The sequence below is a fragment of the Acidovorax sp. GW458-11-26-14-TSB4 genome, from assembly GCF_059423865.1.
In genome coordinates, this window is sequence record NZ_JBWKYR010000011.1 from 70,421 (window position 1) to 88,297 (window position 17,877).

Below are 17,877 nucleotides of genomic sequence, written 5' to 3' on the forward strand. Positions count from 1 at the left end.
ATCTGCCATGCCGGTTCTGGTCCTGCCGCAGGAACTGACGCACCGCCAGGCACCTGCGTGCCTGCGCATGCTGCTGCAGGGCCTGAAGGTGCACAAGGAGCCGAGCGTGGTGGTGGATGCCCAGGCGCTGGCCGTGTTCGACACCTCCGCGCTGGCGGTGTTGCTCGAGTGCAGGCGCGAGGCGCTCTCCGACCGCAAGACTTTCGCAGTGCAGGGCCTGCCCGCTGCGCTAGCCAGCATGGCCGGCCTGTACGGCGTGGCCGATCTGCTGCCCTCGGCCTGACGCCCCTGGCAGGGGCTCCCGGGGCCGGCACAGCACGTTTGTGCACCAGGCCGTAAAATCACGGGCTCATGCCCGCAGTCTCATTCCAAGCCGTCTCCAAGACCTTTGACACCCCCAAAGGCCCGTTCCAGGCACTCAGCCAGGTCAGCCTGGACATCGAGGAGGGGGAGTTCTTCGGACTGCTCGGCCCCAATGGGGCCGGCAAGACCACCCTCATCAGCATCCTCGCCGGCCTGGCCCGGCCCAGCGGCGGGCGCGTGCTCGTGCAAGGTAGCGACGTGCAGGCCAACTTCGCCGAAGCGCGCCGCAAGCTCGGCGTCGTGCCGCAGGAGCTGGTGTTCGACCCCTTCTTCAACGTGCGCGAGGCCCTGCGCATCCAGTCCGGCTACTTCGGCGTCAAGAACAACGACGACTGGATCGACGAGCTGCTGCACAACCTGGGCCTCACGGACAAGGCCAATTCCAACATGCGCCAACTCTCGGGCGGCATGAAGCGCCGCGTGCTGGTGGCCCAGGCCTTGGTGCACAAGCCGCCCATCATCGTGCTCGACGAGCCCACAGCGGGCGTGGACGTGGAGCTGCGCCAGACTCTGTGGCAATTCGTCGCCCGCCTGAACAAGCAGGGCCACACCGTGCTGCTCACCACCCACTACCTCGAAGAAGCCGAGGCCCTGTGCAACCGCATCGCCATGCTCAAGACCGGGCAGGTGGTGGCGCTGGCGCAGACCAGCGACCTGCTCAAGGCCGCCTCGGGCAATGTGCTGCAATTCAAGGCCGATGTGGACCTGCCGCCTGCGCTCGCGCGCCTGGCGCGCGTCACGGGCCGCATCGTGCAGTTGCCGGCGCACGACGCACGCGAGATCGAGGAGCACCTGTCCGCGTTGCGCGTGGCCGGTGTCGAGGTGCATGACATGGAGATCCGCCGCCCCGACCTGGAGGACGTGTTCCTGCAGGTCATGGCGGGTACCTCCTCGTCGCATCCTCCGCCAGCGCCTGCCGCGGCCCCTGTGGAGGTGCACGCATGACCGGCTGGCAGACCCTGTTCTACAAGGAAGTGCTGCGCTTCTGGAAGGTCAGCTTCCAGACCGTGGCCGCGCCGGTGCTCACCGCCGTGCTGTACCTGCTGATCTTCGGCCATGTGCTCGAGGACCATGTGAAGGTCTACGAGCGCATCAGCTACACCGCCTTCCTGGTGCCCGGCCTGGTGATGATGAGCGTGCTGCAGAACGCCTTCGCCAACAGCTCGTCGAGCCTGATCCAGAGCAAGATCATGGGTAGCCTGGTGTTCGTGCTGCTCACACCGCTGTCGCACTGGGCCTGGTTCGTGGCCTATGTGGGCTCGTCCATCGTGCGCGGGCTGGTCGTGGGGCTCGGCGTGTTCATCGTCACCATCGCCTTCGCACGGCCGGAGTTCGCCGCGCCGCTGTGGATCATCGCCTTCGCCTTCCTGGGCGCTGCGCTGCTGGCGACCCTGGGGCTCATCGCCGGCCTGTGGGCGGACAAGTTCGACCAGATGGCGGCGTTCCAGAACTTCGTGATCGTGCCCATGACCTTCCTGTCGGGCGTGTTCTACTCCATCCAGTCGCTGCCGCCGTTCTGGCAGACCGTGAGCCACCTGAACCCGTTCTTCTACATGATCGACGGCTTCCGCTACGGCTTCTTCGGCCAGAGCGACACCTCGCCCTGGCTCAGCCTGGGCATTGTCGGCGTGGCCTGGCTGGCGGTCAGCGCACTGGCCGTGCACCTGCTGCGCACAGGCTACAAGATCCGCCATTGAACCGGCATCGAACCGCCCCGGGGCGGTTCGATGTACCCTAGCGCCCCTGCACGGACGCAGACAACCACGCCCCACCATGACCGCCGACCAACTCAAAGACCTCATTGCCGCCGGCCTGGCCTGCGAGCACATCGACCTGCAGGGCGATGGCCGCCACTGGTATGCCACCATCGTCTCGGCGGAATTCGAGGGCAAGCGCCTCATCCAGCGCCACCAGCGCGTGTACGCCACGCTGGGCACGCGCATGCAGACCGATGAGGTACATGCCCTGTCGATGAAGACCTTCACGCCCGCCGAGTGGGCGGCGCAGCCGCGCTGATCCTCCAACCCCTTTTCATCCAGGTTTCGTGATGGACAAACTCCTCATCCGTGGCGGCCGCACCCTGCAGGGCGAGGTGCTGGTCTCCGGCGCCAAGAACGCCGCGCTGCCCGAGCTGTGCGCGGCACTGCTCACGGCCGAGCCCGTCACCCTGCTCAATGTGCCCCAGTTGCAGGACGTGAGCACCATGCTCACCCTGATCCGCAACATGGGTGTTGCGGCCGAGCGCGCCAGCGATGGCACCGTGCGCATTGACGCCAGTGCCCTGAACACGCCCGAGGCCCCCTACGAGCTGGTCAAGACCATGCGCGCCTCGGTGCTGGCCCTGGGGCCGCTCTTGGCGCGCTTTGGCGAGGCCACCGTGTCCCTGCCCGGCGGCTGCGCCATCGGCTCGCGCCCGGTGGACCAGCACATCAAGGGCCTGGCCACCATGGGGGCCGAGATCGTGGTCGAGCACGGCTACATGATCGCCAAGCTGCCCGCGGGTGCCACGCGCCTGAAGGGCGCGCGCATCACCACCGACATGGTCACCGTGACCGGTACCGAGAACTTCCTCATGGCCGCCGCGCTGGCCGAGGGCGAGACCGTGCTGGAGAATGCCGCACAGGAGCCCGAGATCGTGGACCTGGCCGAGATGCTGATCGCCATGGGCGCGAAGATCGAAGGCCACGGCACCAGCCGCATCCGCATCCAGGGCGTGGAGTGCCTCTCTGGCTGCACCCACCGGGTGGTGGCCGACCGCATCGAGGCCGGCACCTTCCTGTGCGCCGTGGCGGCCACCGGCGGCGACGTGGTGCTGCGCCATGGCCGTGCCGACCACCTGGACGCCGTGATCGACAAGCTGCGCGAGGCCGGTACCCAGGTGCAGGCGCTGGACGGCGGCATCCGCATCCAGAGCCCCGGCGCCGGCCAACTGCGCGCCCTGGGCTTCCGAACTACCGAATACCCGGGCTTTCCCACCGACATGCAGGCCCAGTTCATGGCGCTCAACTGCGTGGCGCAGGGCACCTCCACGGTGACCGAGACCATCTTCGAGAACCGCTTCATGCACGTGGATGAGCTGGTGCGCCTGGGCGCCCGCATCCAGACCGATGGCAAGGTCGCCGTGATCGAGGGCCTGGGCAAGCCCGAGGCCGCGCATCCGCCCCTGTCGGGCGCCACGGTCATGGCCACCGACCTGCGCGCCTCGGCCAGCCTCGTGATCGCCGGCCTGGTGGCAGACGGCGAGACGGTGGTGGACCGCATCTACCACCTGGACCGCGGCTACGACTGCATGGAAGCGAAACTGCGCGGCATCGGCGCCGACATCGAGCGCATGTCTTAGTGTCGCGAGTTGGAAATTCGTTGAATAAATCTACCGACAATCCCCGCCATGCGTCGTTACAAATGCTCGCCATGCCACCCGGCATGGCTGTGCTTCGCGCCTAGCCTGGCAGCGATTTCGGCAGATTTCTTTCTTCAACGAACTTCTAACTCACGACACTGGCGCCCCTTTTCAGAGAACCCGTATGACCATGATCACCCTCGCCCTGTCCAAGGGCCGCATCTTCGACGAGACCCTGCCGCTGCTGGCGGCTGCAGGCATCGAGGTGCTTGAAGACCCCGAGAAGTCGCGCAAGCTCATTCTGCCCACCAACCGCCCCGACGTCCGCGTGGTGCTGGTGCGTGCCACTGACGTGCCCACCTATGTGGAATATGGCGGCGCCGACATCGGCGTGACCGGCAAGGACACCCTCATCGAGCACGGCGGCCAGGGCCTGTACCAGCCGCTGGACCTGCAGATCGCCAAGTGCCGCGTGAGCGTGGCCGTGCGCAGCGATTTCGACTACGAGCGCGCGGTCAAGCAGGGCTCGCGCCTCAAGGTCGCTACCAAGTACACCTCCATCGCGCGCGACTTCTTCGCCACCAAGGGCGTGCACGTGGACATGGTCAAGCTCTACGGCAGCATGGAACTGGCGCCGCTGATCGGCCTGTCCGACGCCATCGTCGACCTGGTCTCCACCGGCAACACCCTGCGCGCCAACCACCTCGTCGAGGTCGAGCGCATCATGGACATCAGCTCCTACCTCGTGGTCAACCAGGCGGCGCTCAAGCTCAAGCAGGCGCCGCTGCGCAGCATCATCGATGCGTTTGCTTCGGCCACCGCAGCCCGCACCTGAACTGATTCCCCTCCTACTGCGATAGAAAACGCCATGCAAGCCCAGCCCGTCCGCCTCCGTACCGACAGCGCCGATTTCGAAGCCGCCTTCCGCGATCGCCTGCATTGGTCCGCCGACACGGACGCAGCCATCGAGCAGCGCGTGGCCGACATCCTGGCTGACGTGCAGGCCCGCGGCGACGCTGCGGTGCTCGACTACACGGCCCGTTTCGATGGCCTGGCCGCACCGGACATGGCGGCGCTGGAGCTCACGCAGGCCGATTTCAAGGCCGCCTTCGACGCCATTCCCGCCGCGCAGCGCGACGCCCTGCAGGCCGCTGCCCGGCGCGTGCGCAGCTACCACGAGGCGCAGAAGAAGGCCTCGGGCGAAAGCTGGAGCTACCGCGACGAGGACGGCACCCTGCTGGGCCAGAAGGTCACGCCGCTGGACCGGGTGGGCATCTACGTGCCCGGCGGCAAGGCGGCCTACCCGTCGAGCCTGCTCATGAACGCTATTCCCGCCCATGTGGCCGGCGTGCAGGAGATCATCATGGTCGTGCCCACGCCCGTGCGCGGCAGCGTGGCCACCGGGGGATCGGGCGCGCAACTGGCGTCCACCAAGGGCGAACGCAATGAGCTGGTGCTGGCAGCCGCCTACGTGGCCGGCGTCACGCGCGCCTTCACCATCGGCGGCGCCCAGGCCGTGGCGGCCCTGGCCTATGGCACGGCCACCGTGCCCAAGGTCGACAAGATCACCGGCCCGGGCAACGCCTACGTGGCCAGCGCCAAGAAGCGCGTGTTCGGCACCGTGGGCATCGACATGATCGCCGGCCCCAGCGAAATCCTGGTGCTGGCCGACGGCAGCACCCCTGCCGACTGGGTGGCCATGGACCTGTTCTCGCAGGCCGAGCACGACGAACTGGCCCAGAGCATCCTGCTGTGCCCTGACGCCGCCTACCTCGATGCCGTGCAGGAGGCCATCGACCGCCTGCTGCCCGCCATGCCCCGCGCCGAGATCATCGCCAAGAGCCTGAACGGCCGCGGCGCGCTGATCCACACCCGCAGCATGGAGGAGGCCTGCGCCATCAGCAACCGCATCGCCCCCGAGCACCTGGAGGTGAGCAGCACCGACCCTCACCGCTGGGAGCCGCTGCTGCGCCACGCGGGTGCCATCTTCCTCGGGGCCTACACCAGCGAAAGCCTGGGCGATTACTGCGCCGGCCCCAACCACGTGCTGCCCACCAGCGGCACGGCGCGCTTCAGCTCGCCGCTTGGGGTGTACGATTTCCAGAAGCGCAGCAGCCTGATCGAAGTGAGCGCGGCCGGTGCCCAGGTGCTGGGCACGGTGGCGGCGGAACTGGCCTACGGCGAAGGCCTGCAGGCCCACGCGCGCGCCGCCGAACTGCGGCTCACTCCCGTGCCGCCAGCACGGGGCTGACCGTATCCAGCTTCCGTCAGGCTGCGCGCAGCTGCATGCCGCCGGTGGCCGAAGCCGCTGTTGGGCGGCTGGCGGTGGCTGGCTGGCGGTGCAGCGCCCAGTTCAATAGAGCGGGGCGCTGGCCTTCGGCACTGACGCGAATCCGCACCGGGCCGGTGAACGACAGGCGCTGTCCGGCTTCGAGGAAATAGTCTTCGAGCAGCCCATCGCAGGTGACCCAGACGCGGCCTTGTTCCACTTCCAGCAGGGCGGTCTCGCCCGCGCGGAATTCGAGCGTCTGCACGGCCTGCGGTGGCGGCAGAGGTTGGCGGTTCCAGCGAAGGGCCAGGGCCTCGGGCCGGGCTGGCTGGACAGTGGGAGGACGGGGGCAGGGGGGTGGCAGGGTGTTCATGCCTTGTACTGTGCGCCGGCCCCCGCCGGGCCGCCAGCCACAGCCCGCGCCGAGCTGAAGCAGTACAGATGTGCTGCGGCAGCACTCTGTGTCGTACGGAATCGTGGCCATCTGTATTGCCTGCTGTTCGGCAGGCCAGTACAGAATGCACCCATGGACGCCCAAGAGACCACGCCCCTGTACCTGCAGATCGCGGCCCAGCTGGCCGAACTGGTGCGCAACGGCACCCTGGCCCGCGGCGAGAAGATGCCCTCGGTGCGCGAACTGGCGCGCCAGCGCGGCGTGGCGCAGAGCACCGTGGTTCAGGCCTACCACTGGCTGGAAGACGCGCGCCTGATCACCGCGCGCCCGCGCTCGGGCTTCTTTGTCGCGTCCCGCCCCGTGAACCTGCCCGAGCCCACCATCCCGCGCCCGCTGCGCCGCCCGCGCGAGGTCTCGGTGGACTGGCTGGGCCAGCGCATCATGGGCCATGCCCAGCCGGTGGACATGGTGTCCTTCAGCAGCGGCACGCCCGGCCCCGACATGCTCAACCCCGACAGGGTGCGCCGTGCCGTGGTGCGCGCCGTGCAGCGCAACCGCCAGCTGCTGTGCACCTACCCGACGTCCGCTGGGCACCCAGAGGCCCGGCGCGCCCTCGCGCGCTACGCCGTGGGCCTGGGCTGCAGCCTGGACCCCGAGAACATCCTGATCACCGGCGGCTGCATGGACAGCATCGCCCTGTGCCTGCGCGCAGCCACCCAGCCGGGCGACGTGGTGGCGCTGGAGTCGCCCACGCATTTCTCGTTTCTCGAAGTGCTGCAGGGCCTGCACCTCAAGGCGCTCGAGATTCCCACGCATCCGCGCCATGGCATCTCGCTCGATGCCCTGCAGCTGGCCCTCGATACCCAGCCCGTCAAGGCGCTGATGGTGGTGCCCACGCTGAGCAACCCGCTGGGCAGCTGCATGCCCCAGCCCGAGCGCCGACGCCTGGCGCAGATGGCCTCGCGCCATGGCATGGCGGTGATCGAGGATGCGATCTACAACGACCTGGCCGAGTCCGACGAGATGCGCCGCACCGTCAAGTCCTACGACACCACGGGCCATGTGATGCTCTGCGACTCCTTCTCCAAGACCCTGGCGCCCGGCCTGCGTCTGGGCTGGGTCGAGGCCGGGCGCTGGACCGAGCAGCTGCGCAGCATCAAGGACATGCAGGCCGGCGGCCAATCGGCCGTGCTGGAGCTGGCGCTGGCCGATCTCATCAACCAGAGCGGCCACGCCGCCGCCATGCGACAGTTGCGCGCTGCTGCGGCCGCGAGGCTCGATGGGGTGCGCCACATCATCGGCGCGCACTTTCCTTCGGGTACGCGGGTCAGCGATCCACCGGGCGGCATGCTGCTGTGGGTGGAGCTGCCGCGCGCACTCGACTCGGTGCAGCTGCACGAGGCTTGCCTGGCAAAGAACATCCTGGTTGCGCCCGGCACGGTGTTCAGCGCCAGCGGGCGCTTTCGCAACTGCCTGCGCATCGGGGTGGGCAGCGACTGGACGCCGTCGCATCTGCAGGCCTTGCGCACGGTGGGCGACATGGCCTGCTGCCTATTGGCATCCACGGGACGAAAAGCCGCCTGAAAATTTACACGAACTTCGTGTTGCACGAAGTTCGTGTAATATTCTACCCATGAAGAATGTCACCATCACCATGGACGACACCGTTGCCGAATGGGTGCGCGTCGAGGCCGCCAAGCGTGGCAGCAGCGTCTCGCGCCTGCTGGGCGAATGGCTGGCCGAAAAGATGCGCCAGGAAGACGCCTATGCCCAGGCCATGCGCGAGGCGCTGGGCTTCGAGAGCTGGGGCGCGTCCAGCGGCCCCTACGTGCCGCGCGAAACCCTGTTCCGGCGATGAGCAGCGGCACGGTCCCCCTCTTCGTCGACACCGAGCTGCTCTTGGCCAGCGTGGACGAGCGCGACCCCGCCCGCCAGGCCCGGGCGCGCGAATGGCTGGCTTTCTGCTGGCAGACGCGCTGCGGCCGCATCAGCTCGCAGGTGCTCAACGAGCTGTACAACCAGGCCATACAGCGCTTCGAGGGCCCGCGCACCGTGCAACTTGTGCGTGCCCAGGTGCGCCGCCTGCGCGTGTGGCTGCCGCCCCATCTCGACGCCTACGCGGTCGATGGCGCCTGGGACCTGCAGGACCGCTACCGCCTGGGCTACTGGGACGCGCTCATCGTCTCCTCCGCCCACCAGCAGGGCTGCCGCTACCTGCTGACCGAGGCCCTGCCGCATGACCAGCTGCTGGACGCCGTGCGCTGCATCAACCCTTTTCTTGTGGCCCCCAACGAACTGGACACCGCCGAATGACCACTCCCGCCAGCCTCACCGCCGCCCTGAACCGCATCCGTGCCGATGTGCGCGCCATGCACGCCTATGGCGTGCAGCCCTCCACCGGCATGCTCAAGATGGATGCCATGGAAAACCCCTTCCGCCTGCCGGCTCATCTGCAGGCGGCCCTGGGCCAGCGCCTGGGCGCGCTGGCGCTCAACCGCTACCCGGGTGAGCGCCTCAATGACCTCAAGACCGCGCTGGCGAAGTACGCCGGCATGCCCGAAGGCCATGGCATCGTGCTGGGCAACGGGTCGGACGAGCTCATCACCCTGCTGGCCCTGGCCTGTGCCCAGCCCGGCGCACGCGCCACCATGCTCGCGCCCATGCCCGGTTTCGTGATGTACCCGCTCTCCGCGCAGCTGCAGGGCCTTGATTTCGTGGGTGTGCCCCTCACCCCCGATTTCGAGCTGGACGAGCCGGCCATGCTGGCCGCCATTGCCCAGCACCGCCCCGCCATCACCTACATCGCCTACCCCAACAACCCCACGGCCACGCTGTGGGATGAGGGCGCCGTGCAGCGCATCGTCGATGCCGTGGGCGCCGTGGGCGGCTTCGTGGTCATGGACGAGGCCTACCAGCCCTTCGCCAGCCGCACCTTCATCGACCGCATGCGCGCCGAGCCCGCGCGCAATGCCCATGTGCTGCTCATGCGCACGCTCAGCAAGTTCGGGCTGGCCGGCGTGCGCCTGGGCTACCTCATCGGCCCGGCCGCCGTGGTGGCCGAGATCGACAAGGTGCGCCCGCCCTACAACGTGAGCGTGCTCAATTGCGAGGCGGCGCTGTTCGCCCTGGAGCACACCGACGTGTTCGCCGGGCAGGCGGCCGAGCTGCGCGCCCAGCGCACCCTGCTGGTGCAGGCCCTCAAGGCCATGCCGGGCGTCGAAAAATGCTGGGACAGCGAGGCCAACATGGTTCTATTGCGTGTGGCCGATTCCGCCACAACCTACGAAGGCATGAAAAAGCGCAAGGTCCTGGTCAAGAACGTTTCTACAATGCACCCATTGCTGGCCAACTGCCTGCGCCTCACGGTGGGCAATGCCGACGACAATGCGCAGATGCTCGCTGCGCTCCAAGCCTCCCTATGACTTCTTCTGCACTCGTACCTTCCGCACCGGCCGACTCCACGGCCGACCGCATCGCCGAGGTCACCCGCAACACGGCCGAAACGCACATCACCGTGCGCATCAACCTGGACGGCACCGGCCAGGCCAAGCTGCACACCGGCATCGGCTTCTTCGACCACATGCTCGACCAGATCGCGCGCCATGGCCTGATCGACCTGGAGATCGACTGTGCCGGCGACCTGCACATCGATGGACACCACACGGTCGAAGACGTGGGCATCACCCTGGGCCAGGCCTTCGCGCGCGCCGTGGGCGACAAGAAGGGTATCACCCGCTACGGCCATGCCTACGTGCCGCTGGACGAAGCGCTGAGCCGCGTGGTGGTCGACTTCTCGGGCCGCCCCGGCCTGCACCTGCATATCCCGTTCACGGCCGGCAGCATCGGCGGTTTCGATACGCAGCTCACCTACGAGTTCTTCCAGGGCTTCGTCAACCATGCGGGCGTGACCCTGCACATCGACAACCTCAAGGGCATCAACGCGCACCACCAGTGCGAAACGGTGTTCAAGGCCTTTGCCCGTGCGCTGCGCGCGGCGCTCACGCGCGATCCGCGCGCGGCCGGCACCATTCCGTCCACCAAGGGCAGTCTCTGATCTTCACCCGCTGAAAAAGGCCACCATCGCTTTTTGACCAAGCGCTGATAGCTATGAATATGGAAGCAAAAACCGTCGCCGTGGTTGATTACGGCATGGGCAACCTGCGCTCGGTCTCGCAGGCCGTGCAGGCCGCTGCCCAGGGCTCGGGCTGGACCGTGCTCGTCACCTCGCGCCCCGAGGATGTGCGCGCCGCGCAGCGCATCGTGCTGCCGGGCCAGGGCGCCATGCCCGACTGCATGCGCGAGCTGCGCGATTCGGGCCTGCTCGAATCGGTGCTCGAAGCCGCTGCCGCCAAGCCGATGTTCGGCGTCTGCGTGGGTATGCAGATGCTGCTGGACCACAGCGCCGAGGGCGACACCGCAGGCCTCTCGCTGATCCCCGGCGAGGTGCGCAAGTTCGATCTGGCGGGCCGTACCCAGCCCGATGGCAGCCGCTTCAAGGTGCCGCAGATGGGCTGGAACCAGGTGCGCCAGATGCCCCACGCGGGCGCGGTGCACCCGGTCTGGGCCGGCGTGCCCGACGGCAGCTACTTCTATTTCGTGCACAGCTTCTATGCGCGGCCCGAGAATGCGGCCCATTGCGCGGGCGAGGCAGACTACGGCGGTGTGTTCGCCGCGGCCGTTGCACGCGATAATATTTTCGCCACCCAGTTCCACCCCGAGAAAAGTGCGGAGCATGGCCTTGCGCTGTACCGCAATTTCCTTCACTGGAATCCCTGAAACCCCCAACCACCCTGTTCGGGCCGAGCCCGGCCTCGCCCTTTTCCACCCGAACCCACCATGCTGCTCATTCCCGCCATCGACCTCAAGGACGGCCACTGCGTACGCCTCAAGCAAGGCGATATGGACCAATCCACCACCTTCGGTGAAGACCCCGCCGCCATGGCGCGCAAGTGGCTGGAGGCCGGCGCGCGCCGCCTGCACCTGGTGGATTTGAACGGTGCCTTCGCCGGCGTGCCCAAGAACTTCACGGCGATCAAGTCCATCCTCAAGGAAGTGGGCGAGGACATCCCGGTGCAGCTCGGCGGCGGGATCCGCGACCTGGACACCATCGAAAAGTACATCGACGGCGGCCTGCGCTACGTGATCATCGGCACCGCGGCCGTGAAGAACCCAGGTTTCCTCAAGGACGCATGCAGCGCCTTCGGCGGCCACATCATCGTGGGCCTGGATGCCAAGGACGGCAAGGTCGCCACCGACGGCTGGAGCAAACTCACCGGCCACGAGGTGGTCGACCTGGCCAAGAAGTTTGAGGACTGGGGCGTCGAGTCCATCATCTACACCGACATCGGCCGCGACGGCATGCTCTCGGGCATCAACATCGATGCCACCGTCAAGCTCGCGCAGTCGCTGAGCATCCCGGTGATCGCTTCGGGTGGCCTGTCCAACATGGCCGACATCGAGCAGCTGTGCGCCGTCGAGGGCGAGGGCGTGGAAGGTGTGATCTGCGGCCGCGCCATCTACAGTGGCGACCTCGATTTCGCCAAGGCGCAGGCGCGCGCTGATGAACTCAATGGATAGGCCCATACGGGGCCGTTGACCACATGCTTGCCAAACGCATCATTCCCTGCCTGGACGTGACCGGAGGCCGCGTGGTCAAGGGCGTCAATTTCGTCGAGTTGCGCGACGCGGGCGACCCGGTCGAGATCGCCGCGCGCTACAACGCCCAGGGCGCCGACGAACTCACCTTCCTGGACATCACTGCCACCAGCGACGGGCGCGATCTGATCCTGCCCATCATCGAGGCCGTGGCCAGCCAGGTGTTCATTCCGCTCACCGTGGGCGGGGGCGTGCGCACGGTGGAAGACGTGCGCCGCCTGCTCAACGCGGGTGCCGACAAGACCAGCTTCAACTCCGCCGCCATTGCCAACCCCGAGGTGATCGACGCGGTGTCGGCCAAGTATGGCGCGCAGTGCATCGTGGTGGCCATCGACGCCAAGCGCCGCTCCGACGAGGACGCACAGCGCATCGGCGCTGACGGCCAACCCGTGGGCGCGGGCTGGGACGTCTACAGCCATGGCGGCCGCAAGAACACCGGCCTGGACGCCGTGGCCTGGGCCACCGAGATGGCGCGCCGCGGCGCGGGCGAGATCCTGCTGACCAGCATGGACCGCGACGGCACCAAGGCCGGCTTTGACCTGGCGCTCACGCGTGCCGTGAGTGACGCCGTCAGCGTGCCCGTGATCGCTTCGGGCGGCGTGGGCAACCTCGACCATTTGGCCGACGGCATCCAGATCGGCGGCGCCGACGCGGTGCTGGCCGCCAGCATCTTCCACTACGGCGAGTACACCGTGGGCCAGTCCAAGGCGCACATGGCGGCACGGGGCATCCCGGTACGATTATGAAAAGGGCACTCGCCACGGCCGCCATGGCCTTGTGCGTGGGCTGGGCTGCCATGCCCGCCAGTGCCCAGCAGGTGCCGGCGCCGTCCTACGCACGCGGCTACTTCGACCGCCTGCCCTGTCTGGACCGCATCGGCCGCTGCTTCGATGCCACCATCGGCGGCAAGGCCGTGCAGGTGATCACCGACAAGGCCGAGTTCGACAAGCTCAAGGCCCTGCTGGCCGAGCTCAACGAGAACGTGCGCGACGTCTACTGGATCGTGCGCGATCCCGTGGATGGCCAGGTGGCGCTGGACGTGCTCACGCGCCCCAACGCCATGGGCCTGCCCCATGTGGGGGAGGAAAAGGAAGAACCCGACGTCACGGTCTACGCGCTCGATGGCCAGGACCTGGACAGCGAGCCCGAGATGGTGGCGCGCCAGGACGTGCGGGTCAACGGCCAGCCCGTGGTCACGCAGCAGGACACGCTCACCCAGGACTTCCTGCCCCCGGGCCGCTATGCCATGGCCATCAAGTACCTGGGGCGCAAGAACTGGGACCGCAAATGGGTGTTCCTGACGGTCGCCAAGCCTTGATGCCTCGAGTGGGCCGCCACTGGTGTTGCCTACGCGGTCGGCCAGCGCGAATGCCTGAAGCCCTCTGCAGTGGGGGGCGGACCTTGCAGCGGCAGCCACAGTTGCACCACGGTGCCGCCCCGGTCACCCAAAAAAATCCGCGCCCGGCCGCCGAGCTGGCGCGCGCGCTCCTCGATGTGGCCCAGCCCGCGGCCCTGGTGCCCGTCGGAGCGCGCCTGCAGCCCGCGCCCGTCGTCCTGGATCTGCACGCACACCCCCGTCTCTGCGCCCTGCGTGGCCGACAGCGTGACGTTGCGGGCCCCGGAGTGCTTGACCACATTGGCCAGCGCCTCCTGCACGATCCGCAGTACATGCAGCGCGGCGGGGGCATCCAGCCAGGGCAGCGGCGGCAGGTCGTCCATGTGCCAGTGCAGCGTGATGCCGGCCTGGGCGAGGCGGTGGCCCACGCGCTGGCGCAGGGTGGCCAGCAGGGTGGTCAGGTCCTGGTCGATGGGCTCCATCGAGTCGATGGTCAGGCGCAGGTCTTCCAGGCACTCGCGCAGCACCTGGGCCATCTCGCCCTGCGACAGGCGGCCCTGCTCGATCTGGCCCAGCGATGACACCAGCATCGCGCCCAGGCCGTCGTGCATGTCGCGCGTGAGCCGCTGGCGCTCGGCCAGGCGCACGCGCTCGTTCTCCACCTCGGCCAGCAAGGCGAAGTTGGCCCGCAGCGCACGCTGCTGTTCGGCCAGTCTGTCCGCGAGCTCCGCGGCCGCGCCTTCGGCATGCTCCAGGGCCCCGATGTAGCGGCGGTTCACGGCGTACAGGAAGGCGCCCAGCACCAGCATCATGGCGTAGGGCATGAGGTACAGGCTTTCAGGGGACAGGCGCAACTGCAGCAGTGCCAGGTCGTGCACGCCCAAGCCCAGGCAGATGCACAGGGCCACGGCCAGCACCCGCAGTTCGCGGCTGCCGCGCCAGGCCGACCAGGCAATGAGCAGGGTCACGCCCAGCGCAACCAGCGTGTTGGCCGCGTGCAGCAGCAGCGGAGTGTCGAGCGCCCAGGGCAGGATGGGCATGGACGCTGCCGAGACCAGCAGCGCAAAGCCCAGCAGCATCCGCTCCACCAGCGGAAAGCCGCGCGCCGCGAAGCGCAGCGAGAACAGGTAGACCAGCAGCATGACCCAGGTCATGGACGCATCGGTGGCCCACCAGAACCAGCGCAGGGCGTCGAGGTCCTGCGGCAGCTCGATGCCGTAGTGCAGGTTGCGAAACCACCAGGCCAGCGATGCCAGCCCGAAGTACAGATAAGCCGTGTCCTGGCGTCGGCGCCACCAGAAGGCCAGGGCGAACAGCCCCAGCATGAGCAGTGTGGTGCTGGCCGCCAGCGGCACGGTGACCACCCAGCGCTGGCGGGCCGCCCAGAGGCCCTGGATCTCGGGCTCGGGGCCCATCCAGAGCCGGCTCAGGGCGTAGCTGCCGTCCGCACGCGGAGGCAGCGCGAGGAACAGATGGCAAGGGCCGGCCTGCCGGGATGCGGCGCTGGGCAGCCTGAGCACGATGGGCTGGTTCCACTGCGAAGGCCAGGCCGGGCTGTTGTCCAACAACTGCCGCGTGGCCTGGTTTGTGCGCAGCCAGACCTGCAAGGGGCCGCCGCTCACGCGGGGAAGGTACAGGGCCAGCGTTTCCTGGGCCTCGGGCACGGGGCATGCGGTGCGGTACCAGACCGTGGGCACGGGCAGGTTGACCGCTGCGCGGGTGGTGGGATTGCGCTGCACGGCCTGGGGCAGGTCGACCGGTTGCCATTGGCCTGCTGCATCCTTCCCCGGTGGGCCGATTGATGGGGTTGCCTCGGCAGCGGGGACCCAGCGCTCCACCTGGGTGACCATGGCGTCGGAGGCATCGGGGGCTGTGGGTGGGTGCTCCGCCTGTGCCCATATCGCCACCAGGGCCAGCGAGCATGCCAGGGCCCGCTGCAGCCAGCCGGTCGCCCAGGCGCGCAGCAGCCTGTCAGTCATTCATCAGCCCGCGCTTGCGGGCTTCATAGACTGCCTCGGCGCGCGAGTGCACCTGCAGCTTGCGGTAGCTGCGCTTGACGTAGGTGAGCACGGTCTGCTGCGTCACCCCCATCATCTGGGCCATTTCGCGGTAGCTGTAGCCCTTGGCGGCAAAGCCGAGCATCTCGCACTCGCGTTCGCTGAGCAGGCCCGCATCGGAATCGCTGGCCGCGGCTTCGGGTGCTCCCTGGCGCTGTCGCGAGGAGGCCGCCGGGGCCAGCCGGGTCAGCAGCCGCCGGGCGATCACCGGGCTGATGGGGCTGCCGCCCGCATGCACCGCACGCACCAGCTCGGCCAGGTCCAGGGCGGGCGTGTCCTTGAGCACATACCCGGTGGCTCCCGCTGCCAGGGCCTGCATCACATGGGCTTCGTCGCCGAAGACGGTGACCACCACGACTTCGCAGTGGGGGGCCACGTCGGTGCTGCGGGTGATCACTTCAATGCCGTTCAGGTCGGGCAGCCCCAGGTCCAGCAGCAGCACCTGCGGTTGGTGGCGGGCCAGCAGCGCCAGGCCCGAACCGGCATCGCCCGCGGCGCCGACCAGGCGCAGGTCCGGCGCGGCGGCGATGCTGTCGCACAGGCGTTGCCTGAACTGGGGATCGTCCTCGATCACGAGGACAGAGAGCAAAGCGGACATGGGCAAAGAGGCCTTGGGCGCGCGGCGGTGCGTTTCATGATACGCGGCGAGCGCTGTCACAGCTGCTTGCATCTGGTGCATTTTGTCCCTTGTTCGAGGGACAGACGCTGGGCGCCTGGCGCGGAAGAATCGACTCCACCTTCACCTCGCAGGAGTTCCTCCATGTCTGCTTTGCTTCGGACCATCGCGCTGGCTGGCGCCCTGGTGGGCCTGGCGGCGCCGGCCATCGCCGCCGTCCCGCACATCACCATCGGCGATTACCACATGCTGCTGCTCAACGCCGATGGCAGCGTCACCTCCTGGGGGCGCGGTGACTCGGGCCAGCTCGGCCGCGGCCAGGCCGACCGCAACAACCCCGCGCCTGCAAAGATCGCGTCCCTTGGCAACGACGTGGTGGCCGTGACGGCCGGTGGCGCGCTGTCGGCCGCCGTGAAGTCCGACGGCACGGTATGGGTCTGGGGCAATGTGTCGGACGGCCTGATCGGCTCCGACACCTCGGGCGGGCAGTTCCGCTACGAACCGGTGCAGGTGCCCGGGCTGTCGGGCATTGTCTCGGTGCTGGCCGCGACCAATGGCTATTCCCTCTATGCCACGGACAGCAGCGGCCAGATCTGGGCCTGGGGCTATGACAGCGGCAATGGCAACCTGGGGATCGGCCCCACCACACTGCAGCAGCGCGGCCAGCCCCTGCCCGTGGCAGGGGCCACAGGCATCGTGCAACTGGCCGTGACAGGCACGCAGATGATCGGGCGCAAGCAGGACGGCAGCCTGGTCGGCTGGGGCCGGAACAGCGTGCGCGACAACCCCCTGCAGGCGGTGACCGCGGCGTCAGACCCCTTGCCCGCCACGGCGCTCAAGCCCAATGGGTTGGCGTTCATCGATGCCACCGCCACCGGCAATGCGGCGGGCCTGTATCTGGGCATCAAGAACGGCCAGGCGCTGGCCTGGGGCGACACCAACTCCGGGATGTTGACCTGTGGCCAGGAAAGCGCGCTGGCTGCCACCCAGCCCTACACCATCAAGAACCTCGGCAACCTGCGCCAGATCGCTGCGGGTGGTGGTGCCGCGCTGTTCGTGGACGGGGCGGGCGCCGTGTTCGCCTGCGGCCAGGGGGAGCGGGGCCTGCTGGGGGACGGCACGACCGTGTCCACCAAGTGGGATTCCGTGCCGGCCAACGCCAAGGCGGGCCCGGTGCGGGTACAGGGCCTGCCCGGTCCGGTGTCGTACGTTTTCACTGGGGCCTTCGCCGCGGCCGCGCTCATGCCCGATGGCTCGGTCTACACCTGGGGCCGCACCGACAATGGGGTTCTGGGCAACGGGGTGACCACTGCCAACGGCATCGTGAGCACGCCCACGCGCATTGCGCCCAATGCCGGCGTGGACAACAGCAGCAATCCGGGCAATGTCGGCAACCCGGGCGGCACGAACCCGGGCACCGGCACGCCGGCGCCTGGCACCGAACCCGCCTTCAGCACGGCCCAGAGCGGCCCGCTGAACCAGCTCACGGCCAAGGCCGGTGTCACCCTGCCTGCCGCCCATGCGGGGCAGCCCGGCGCCATCTTCGTGGCCCTGCTGCTGCCCGATGGCCGCCTGCTCATGCTCGACGGCGCGACGGTCAGTTTCGTGCCCAGCCTGGCGGCCTTGTACACAGGCGCCCTGCCGGTGTCGGCCCCGGTGCTCGACATCAAGGGCATGGACCTGAGTGCCCTGGCGGGCAGCAACCTCTACCTGGGGTATGGCCTGGGGGTGAATTCCCTGGCGGCGCTCTACGAAATGCTGCGCGCGGGGCGCTACTCCAATGTCCTGACCTTGCGCTAAAGGGGCTGCGCTGACCCGGCCCGGGCCCCGCCTGCAAATGCCGGCGG

Annotated in this window: 20 protein-coding genes; 17 read left to right on the plus strand and 3 right to left on the minus strand. The window is 68.3% G+C overall.

Annotation, left to right across the window (positions count from 1 at the left end):
- The first annotated feature begins 7 nt into the window (after nucleotides 1–7).
- From AC07X5_RS21055 to hisD, 7 genes are all read left to right on the plus strand, one after another.
- Nucleotides 8–283, plus strand: a complete 276-nt coding sequence (locus tag AC07X5_RS21055) for an STAS domain-containing protein (RefSeq protein WP_409960660.1) — start codon at nucleotides 8–10, stop codon at nucleotides 281–283.
- 68 nt (nucleotides 284–351) lie between these two features.
- Nucleotides 352–1,308: an ABC transporter ATP-binding protein gene (locus AC07X5_RS21060; RefSeq protein WP_494771711.1), complete on the plus strand. Its 957-nt coding sequence runs from the start codon at nucleotides 352–354 to the stop codon at nucleotides 1,306–1,308.
- Complete coding sequence (locus AC07X5_RS21065; RefSeq protein WP_409960658.1) at nucleotides 1,305–2,060, plus strand: ABC transporter permease; 756 nt, start codon at nucleotides 1,305–1,307, stop codon at nucleotides 2,058–2,060. The genes AC07X5_RS21060 and AC07X5_RS21065 overlap by 4 nt, the downstream gene beginning before the upstream one ends.
- Nucleotides 2,061–2,136: 76 nt before the next feature.
- On the plus strand, nucleotides 2,137–2,379 hold the full coding sequence (locus AC07X5_RS21070; RefSeq protein ID WP_428002426.1) for a BolA family protein: 243 nt from the start codon (nucleotides 2,137–2,139) through the stop codon (nucleotides 2,377–2,379).
- Between the two features lie 31 nt (nucleotides 2,380–2,410).
- The gene (gene murA / locus AC07X5_RS21075) at nucleotides 2,411–3,703 is read left to right on the plus strand and encodes a UDP-N-acetylglucosamine 1-carboxyvinyltransferase (protein ID WP_494771712.1); all 1,293 of its coding nucleotides are present in this window, start codon (nucleotides 2,411–2,413) and stop codon (nucleotides 3,701–3,703) included.
- A gap of 190 nt (nucleotides 3,704–3,893) precedes the next feature.
- Nucleotides 3,894–4,538, plus strand: coding sequence for an ATP phosphoribosyltransferase (gene hisG, locus AC07X5_RS21080; protein WP_494771787.1), 645 nt, complete (start codon nucleotides 3,894–3,896; stop codon nucleotides 4,536–4,538).
- A gap of 33 nt (nucleotides 4,539–4,571) precedes the next feature.
- Nucleotides 4,572–5,954: a histidinol dehydrogenase gene (gene hisD / locus AC07X5_RS21085; protein ID WP_494771713.1), complete on the plus strand. Its 1,383-nt coding sequence runs from the start codon at nucleotides 4,572–4,574 to the stop codon at nucleotides 5,952–5,954.
- Between the two features lie 16 nt (nucleotides 5,955–5,970).
- Here the strand turns inward: hisD and AC07X5_RS21090 are convergent, their stop codons facing one another.
- Nucleotides 5,971–6,345 carry a DUF2917 domain-containing protein gene (locus tag AC07X5_RS21090; RefSeq protein WP_409960654.1) on the minus strand — a complete coding sequence of 125 codons (375 nt, stop codon included), beginning with the start codon at nucleotides 6,343–6,345 and terminating at the stop codon, nucleotides 5,971–5,973.
- A 153-nt stretch (nucleotides 6,346–6,498) separates the two neighbouring features.
- On the opposite strand from AC07X5_RS21090, the gene AC07X5_RS21095 reads away from it, so the two are divergent.
- From AC07X5_RS21095 to AC07X5_RS21135, 9 genes are read left to right on the plus strand one after another with little or no spacing between them, the layout of a single operon-like run.
- Complete coding sequence (locus AC07X5_RS21095) at nucleotides 6,499–7,950, plus strand: aminotransferase-like domain-containing protein (protein WP_409960653.1); 1,452 nt, start codon at nucleotides 6,499–6,501, stop codon at nucleotides 7,948–7,950.
- Between the two features lie 49 nt (nucleotides 7,951–7,999).
- On the plus strand, nucleotides 8,000–8,224 hold the full coding sequence (locus AC07X5_RS21100; RefSeq protein ID WP_409960652.1) for a CopG family transcriptional regulator: 225 nt from the start codon (nucleotides 8,000–8,002) through the stop codon (nucleotides 8,222–8,224).
- The gene (locus AC07X5_RS21105) at nucleotides 8,221–8,679 is read left to right on the plus strand and encodes a PIN domain-containing protein (RefSeq protein WP_494771714.1); all 459 of its coding nucleotides are present in this window, start codon (nucleotides 8,221–8,223) and stop codon (nucleotides 8,677–8,679) included. Before AC07X5_RS21100 ends, AC07X5_RS21105 begins: the two co-directional genes overlap by 4 nt.
- Nucleotides 8,676–9,788 (plus strand): histidinol-phosphate transaminase, encoded by a 1,113-nt coding sequence (gene hisC, locus AC07X5_RS21110; protein ID WP_494771715.1) that lies wholly within the window; start codon nucleotides 8,676–8,678, stop codon nucleotides 9,786–9,788. The genes AC07X5_RS21105 and hisC overlap by 4 nt, the downstream gene beginning before the upstream one ends.
- On the plus strand, nucleotides 9,785–10,420 hold the full coding sequence (gene hisB, locus AC07X5_RS21115; protein ID WP_409960649.1) for an imidazoleglycerol-phosphate dehydratase HisB: 636 nt from the start codon (nucleotides 9,785–9,787) through the stop codon (nucleotides 10,418–10,420). Before hisC ends, hisB begins: the two co-directional genes overlap by 4 nt.
- Nucleotides 10,421–10,473: 53 nt before the next feature.
- On the plus strand, nucleotides 10,474–11,142 hold the full coding sequence (gene hisH, locus AC07X5_RS21120) for an imidazole glycerol phosphate synthase subunit HisH (RefSeq protein WP_494771716.1): 669 nt from the start codon (nucleotides 10,474–10,476) through the stop codon (nucleotides 11,140–11,142).
- 60 nt (nucleotides 11,143–11,202) lie between these two features.
- Nucleotides 11,203–11,943 carry a 1-(5-phosphoribosyl)-5-[(5-phosphoribosylamino)methylideneamino]imidazole-4-carboxamide isomerase gene (gene hisA / locus AC07X5_RS21125; protein ID WP_409960647.1) on the plus strand — a complete coding sequence of 247 codons (741 nt, stop codon included), beginning with the start codon at nucleotides 11,203–11,205 and terminating at the stop codon, nucleotides 11,941–11,943.
- A 23-nt stretch (nucleotides 11,944–11,966) separates the two neighbouring features.
- Nucleotides 11,967–12,767, plus strand: a complete 801-nt coding sequence (hisF, locus tag AC07X5_RS21130) for an imidazole glycerol phosphate synthase subunit HisF (RefSeq protein ID WP_494771717.1) — start codon at nucleotides 11,967–11,969, stop codon at nucleotides 12,765–12,767.
- Entirely contained in the window at nucleotides 12,764–13,339 is a 576-nt protein-coding gene (locus AC07X5_RS21135; protein ID WP_494771718.1) for a hypothetical protein, read from the plus strand. Before hisF ends, AC07X5_RS21135 begins: the two co-directional genes overlap by 4 nt.
- 29 nt (nucleotides 13,340–13,368) lie before the next feature.
- Here AC07X5_RS21135 and AC07X5_RS21140 read toward each other — a convergent pair whose 3' ends face one another.
- Nucleotides 13,369–15,336, minus strand: a complete 1,968-nt coding sequence (locus tag AC07X5_RS21140; RefSeq protein ID WP_494771719.1) for a sensor histidine kinase — start codon at nucleotides 15,334–15,336, stop codon at nucleotides 13,369–13,371.
- The gene (locus AC07X5_RS21145; RefSeq protein ID WP_494771720.1) at nucleotides 15,329–16,012 is read right to left on the minus strand and encodes a response regulator; all 684 of its coding nucleotides are present in this window, start codon (nucleotides 16,010–16,012) and stop codon (nucleotides 15,329–15,331) included. Before AC07X5_RS21145 ends, AC07X5_RS21140 begins: the two co-directional genes overlap by 8 nt.
- Nucleotides 16,013–16,174: 162 nt before the next feature.
- On the opposite strand from AC07X5_RS21145, the gene AC07X5_RS21150 reads away from it, so the two are divergent.
- Nucleotides 16,175–17,830 carry an RCC1 domain-containing protein gene (locus AC07X5_RS21150; protein ID WP_494771721.1) on the plus strand — a complete coding sequence of 552 codons (1,656 nt, stop codon included), beginning with the start codon at nucleotides 16,175–16,177 and terminating at the stop codon, nucleotides 17,828–17,830.
- Nucleotides 17,831–17,877: the final 47 nt, after the last annotated feature.

Excerpts from the sequence above, each read along its gene's own strand:
- hisF (WP_494771717.1), top strand. The coding sequence starts at position 11,967 with ATGCTTGCCAAACGCATCATTCCCTGCCTGGACGTGACCGGAGGCCGC.
- hisH (WP_494771716.1), top strand. The coding sequence starts at position 10,474 with ATGAATATGGAAGCAAAAACCGTCGCCGTGGTTGATTACGGCATGGGC.
- AC07X5_RS21140 (WP_494771719.1), bottom strand. The coding sequence starts at position 15,336 with ATGACTGACAGGCTGCTGCGCGCCTGGGCGACCGGCTGGCTGCAGCGG.
- AC07X5_RS21060 (WP_494771711.1), top strand. The coding sequence starts at position 352 with ATGCCCGCAGTCTCATTCCAAGCCGTCTCCAAGACCTTTGACACCCCC.
- AC07X5_RS21105 (WP_494771714.1), top strand. The coding sequence starts at position 8,221 with ATGAGCAGCGGCACGGTCCCCCTCTTCGTCGACACCGAGCTGCTCTTG.
- hisC (WP_494771715.1), top strand. The coding sequence starts at position 8,676 with ATGACCACTCCCGCCAGCCTCACCGCCGCCCTGAACCGCATCCGTGCC.
- AC07X5_RS21070 (WP_428002426.1), top strand. The coding sequence starts at position 2,137 with ATGACCGCCGACCAACTCAAAGACCTCATTGCCGCCGGCCTGGCCTGC.
- AC07X5_RS21145 (WP_494771720.1), bottom strand. The coding sequence starts at position 16,012 with ATGTCCGCTTTGCTCTCTGTCCTCGTGATCGAGGACGATCCCCAGTTC.
- AC07X5_RS21095 (WP_409960653.1), top strand. The coding sequence starts at position 6,499 with ATGGACGCCCAAGAGACCACGCCCCTGTACCTGCAGATCGCGGCCCAG.
- hisA (WP_409960647.1), top strand. The coding sequence starts at position 11,203 with ATGCTGCTCATTCCCGCCATCGACCTCAAGGACGGCCACTGCGTACGC.
- hisB (WP_409960649.1), top strand. The coding sequence starts at position 9,785 with ATGACTTCTTCTGCACTCGTACCTTCCGCACCGGCCGACTCCACGGCC.
- hisG (WP_494771787.1), top strand. The coding sequence starts at position 3,894 with ATGATCACCCTCGCCCTGTCCAAGGGCCGCATCTTCGACGAGACCCTG.
- AC07X5_RS21100 (WP_409960652.1), top strand. The coding sequence starts at position 8,000 with ATGAAGAATGTCACCATCACCATGGACGACACCGTTGCCGAATGGGTG.
- AC07X5_RS21055 (WP_409960660.1), top strand. The coding sequence starts at position 8 with ATGCCGGTTCTGGTCCTGCCGCAGGAACTGACGCACCGCCAGGCACCT.
- AC07X5_RS21090 (WP_409960654.1), bottom strand. The coding sequence starts at position 6,345 with ATGAACACCCTGCCACCCCCCTGCCCCCGTCCTCCCACTGTCCAGCCA.
- hisD (WP_494771713.1), top strand. The coding sequence starts at position 4,572 with ATGCAAGCCCAGCCCGTCCGCCTCCGTACCGACAGCGCCGATTTCGAA.
- murA (WP_494771712.1), top strand. The coding sequence starts at position 2,411 with ATGGACAAACTCCTCATCCGTGGCGGCCGCACCCTGCAGGGCGAGGTG.
- AC07X5_RS21065 (WP_409960658.1), top strand. The coding sequence starts at position 1,305 with ATGACCGGCTGGCAGACCCTGTTCTACAAGGAAGTGCTGCGCTTCTGG.
- AC07X5_RS21135 (WP_494771718.1), top strand. The coding sequence starts at position 12,764 with ATGAAAAGGGCACTCGCCACGGCCGCCATGGCCTTGTGCGTGGGCTGG.
- AC07X5_RS21150 (WP_494771721.1), top strand. The coding sequence starts at position 16,175 with ATGTCTGCTTTGCTTCGGACCATCGCGCTGGCTGGCGCCCTGGTGGGC.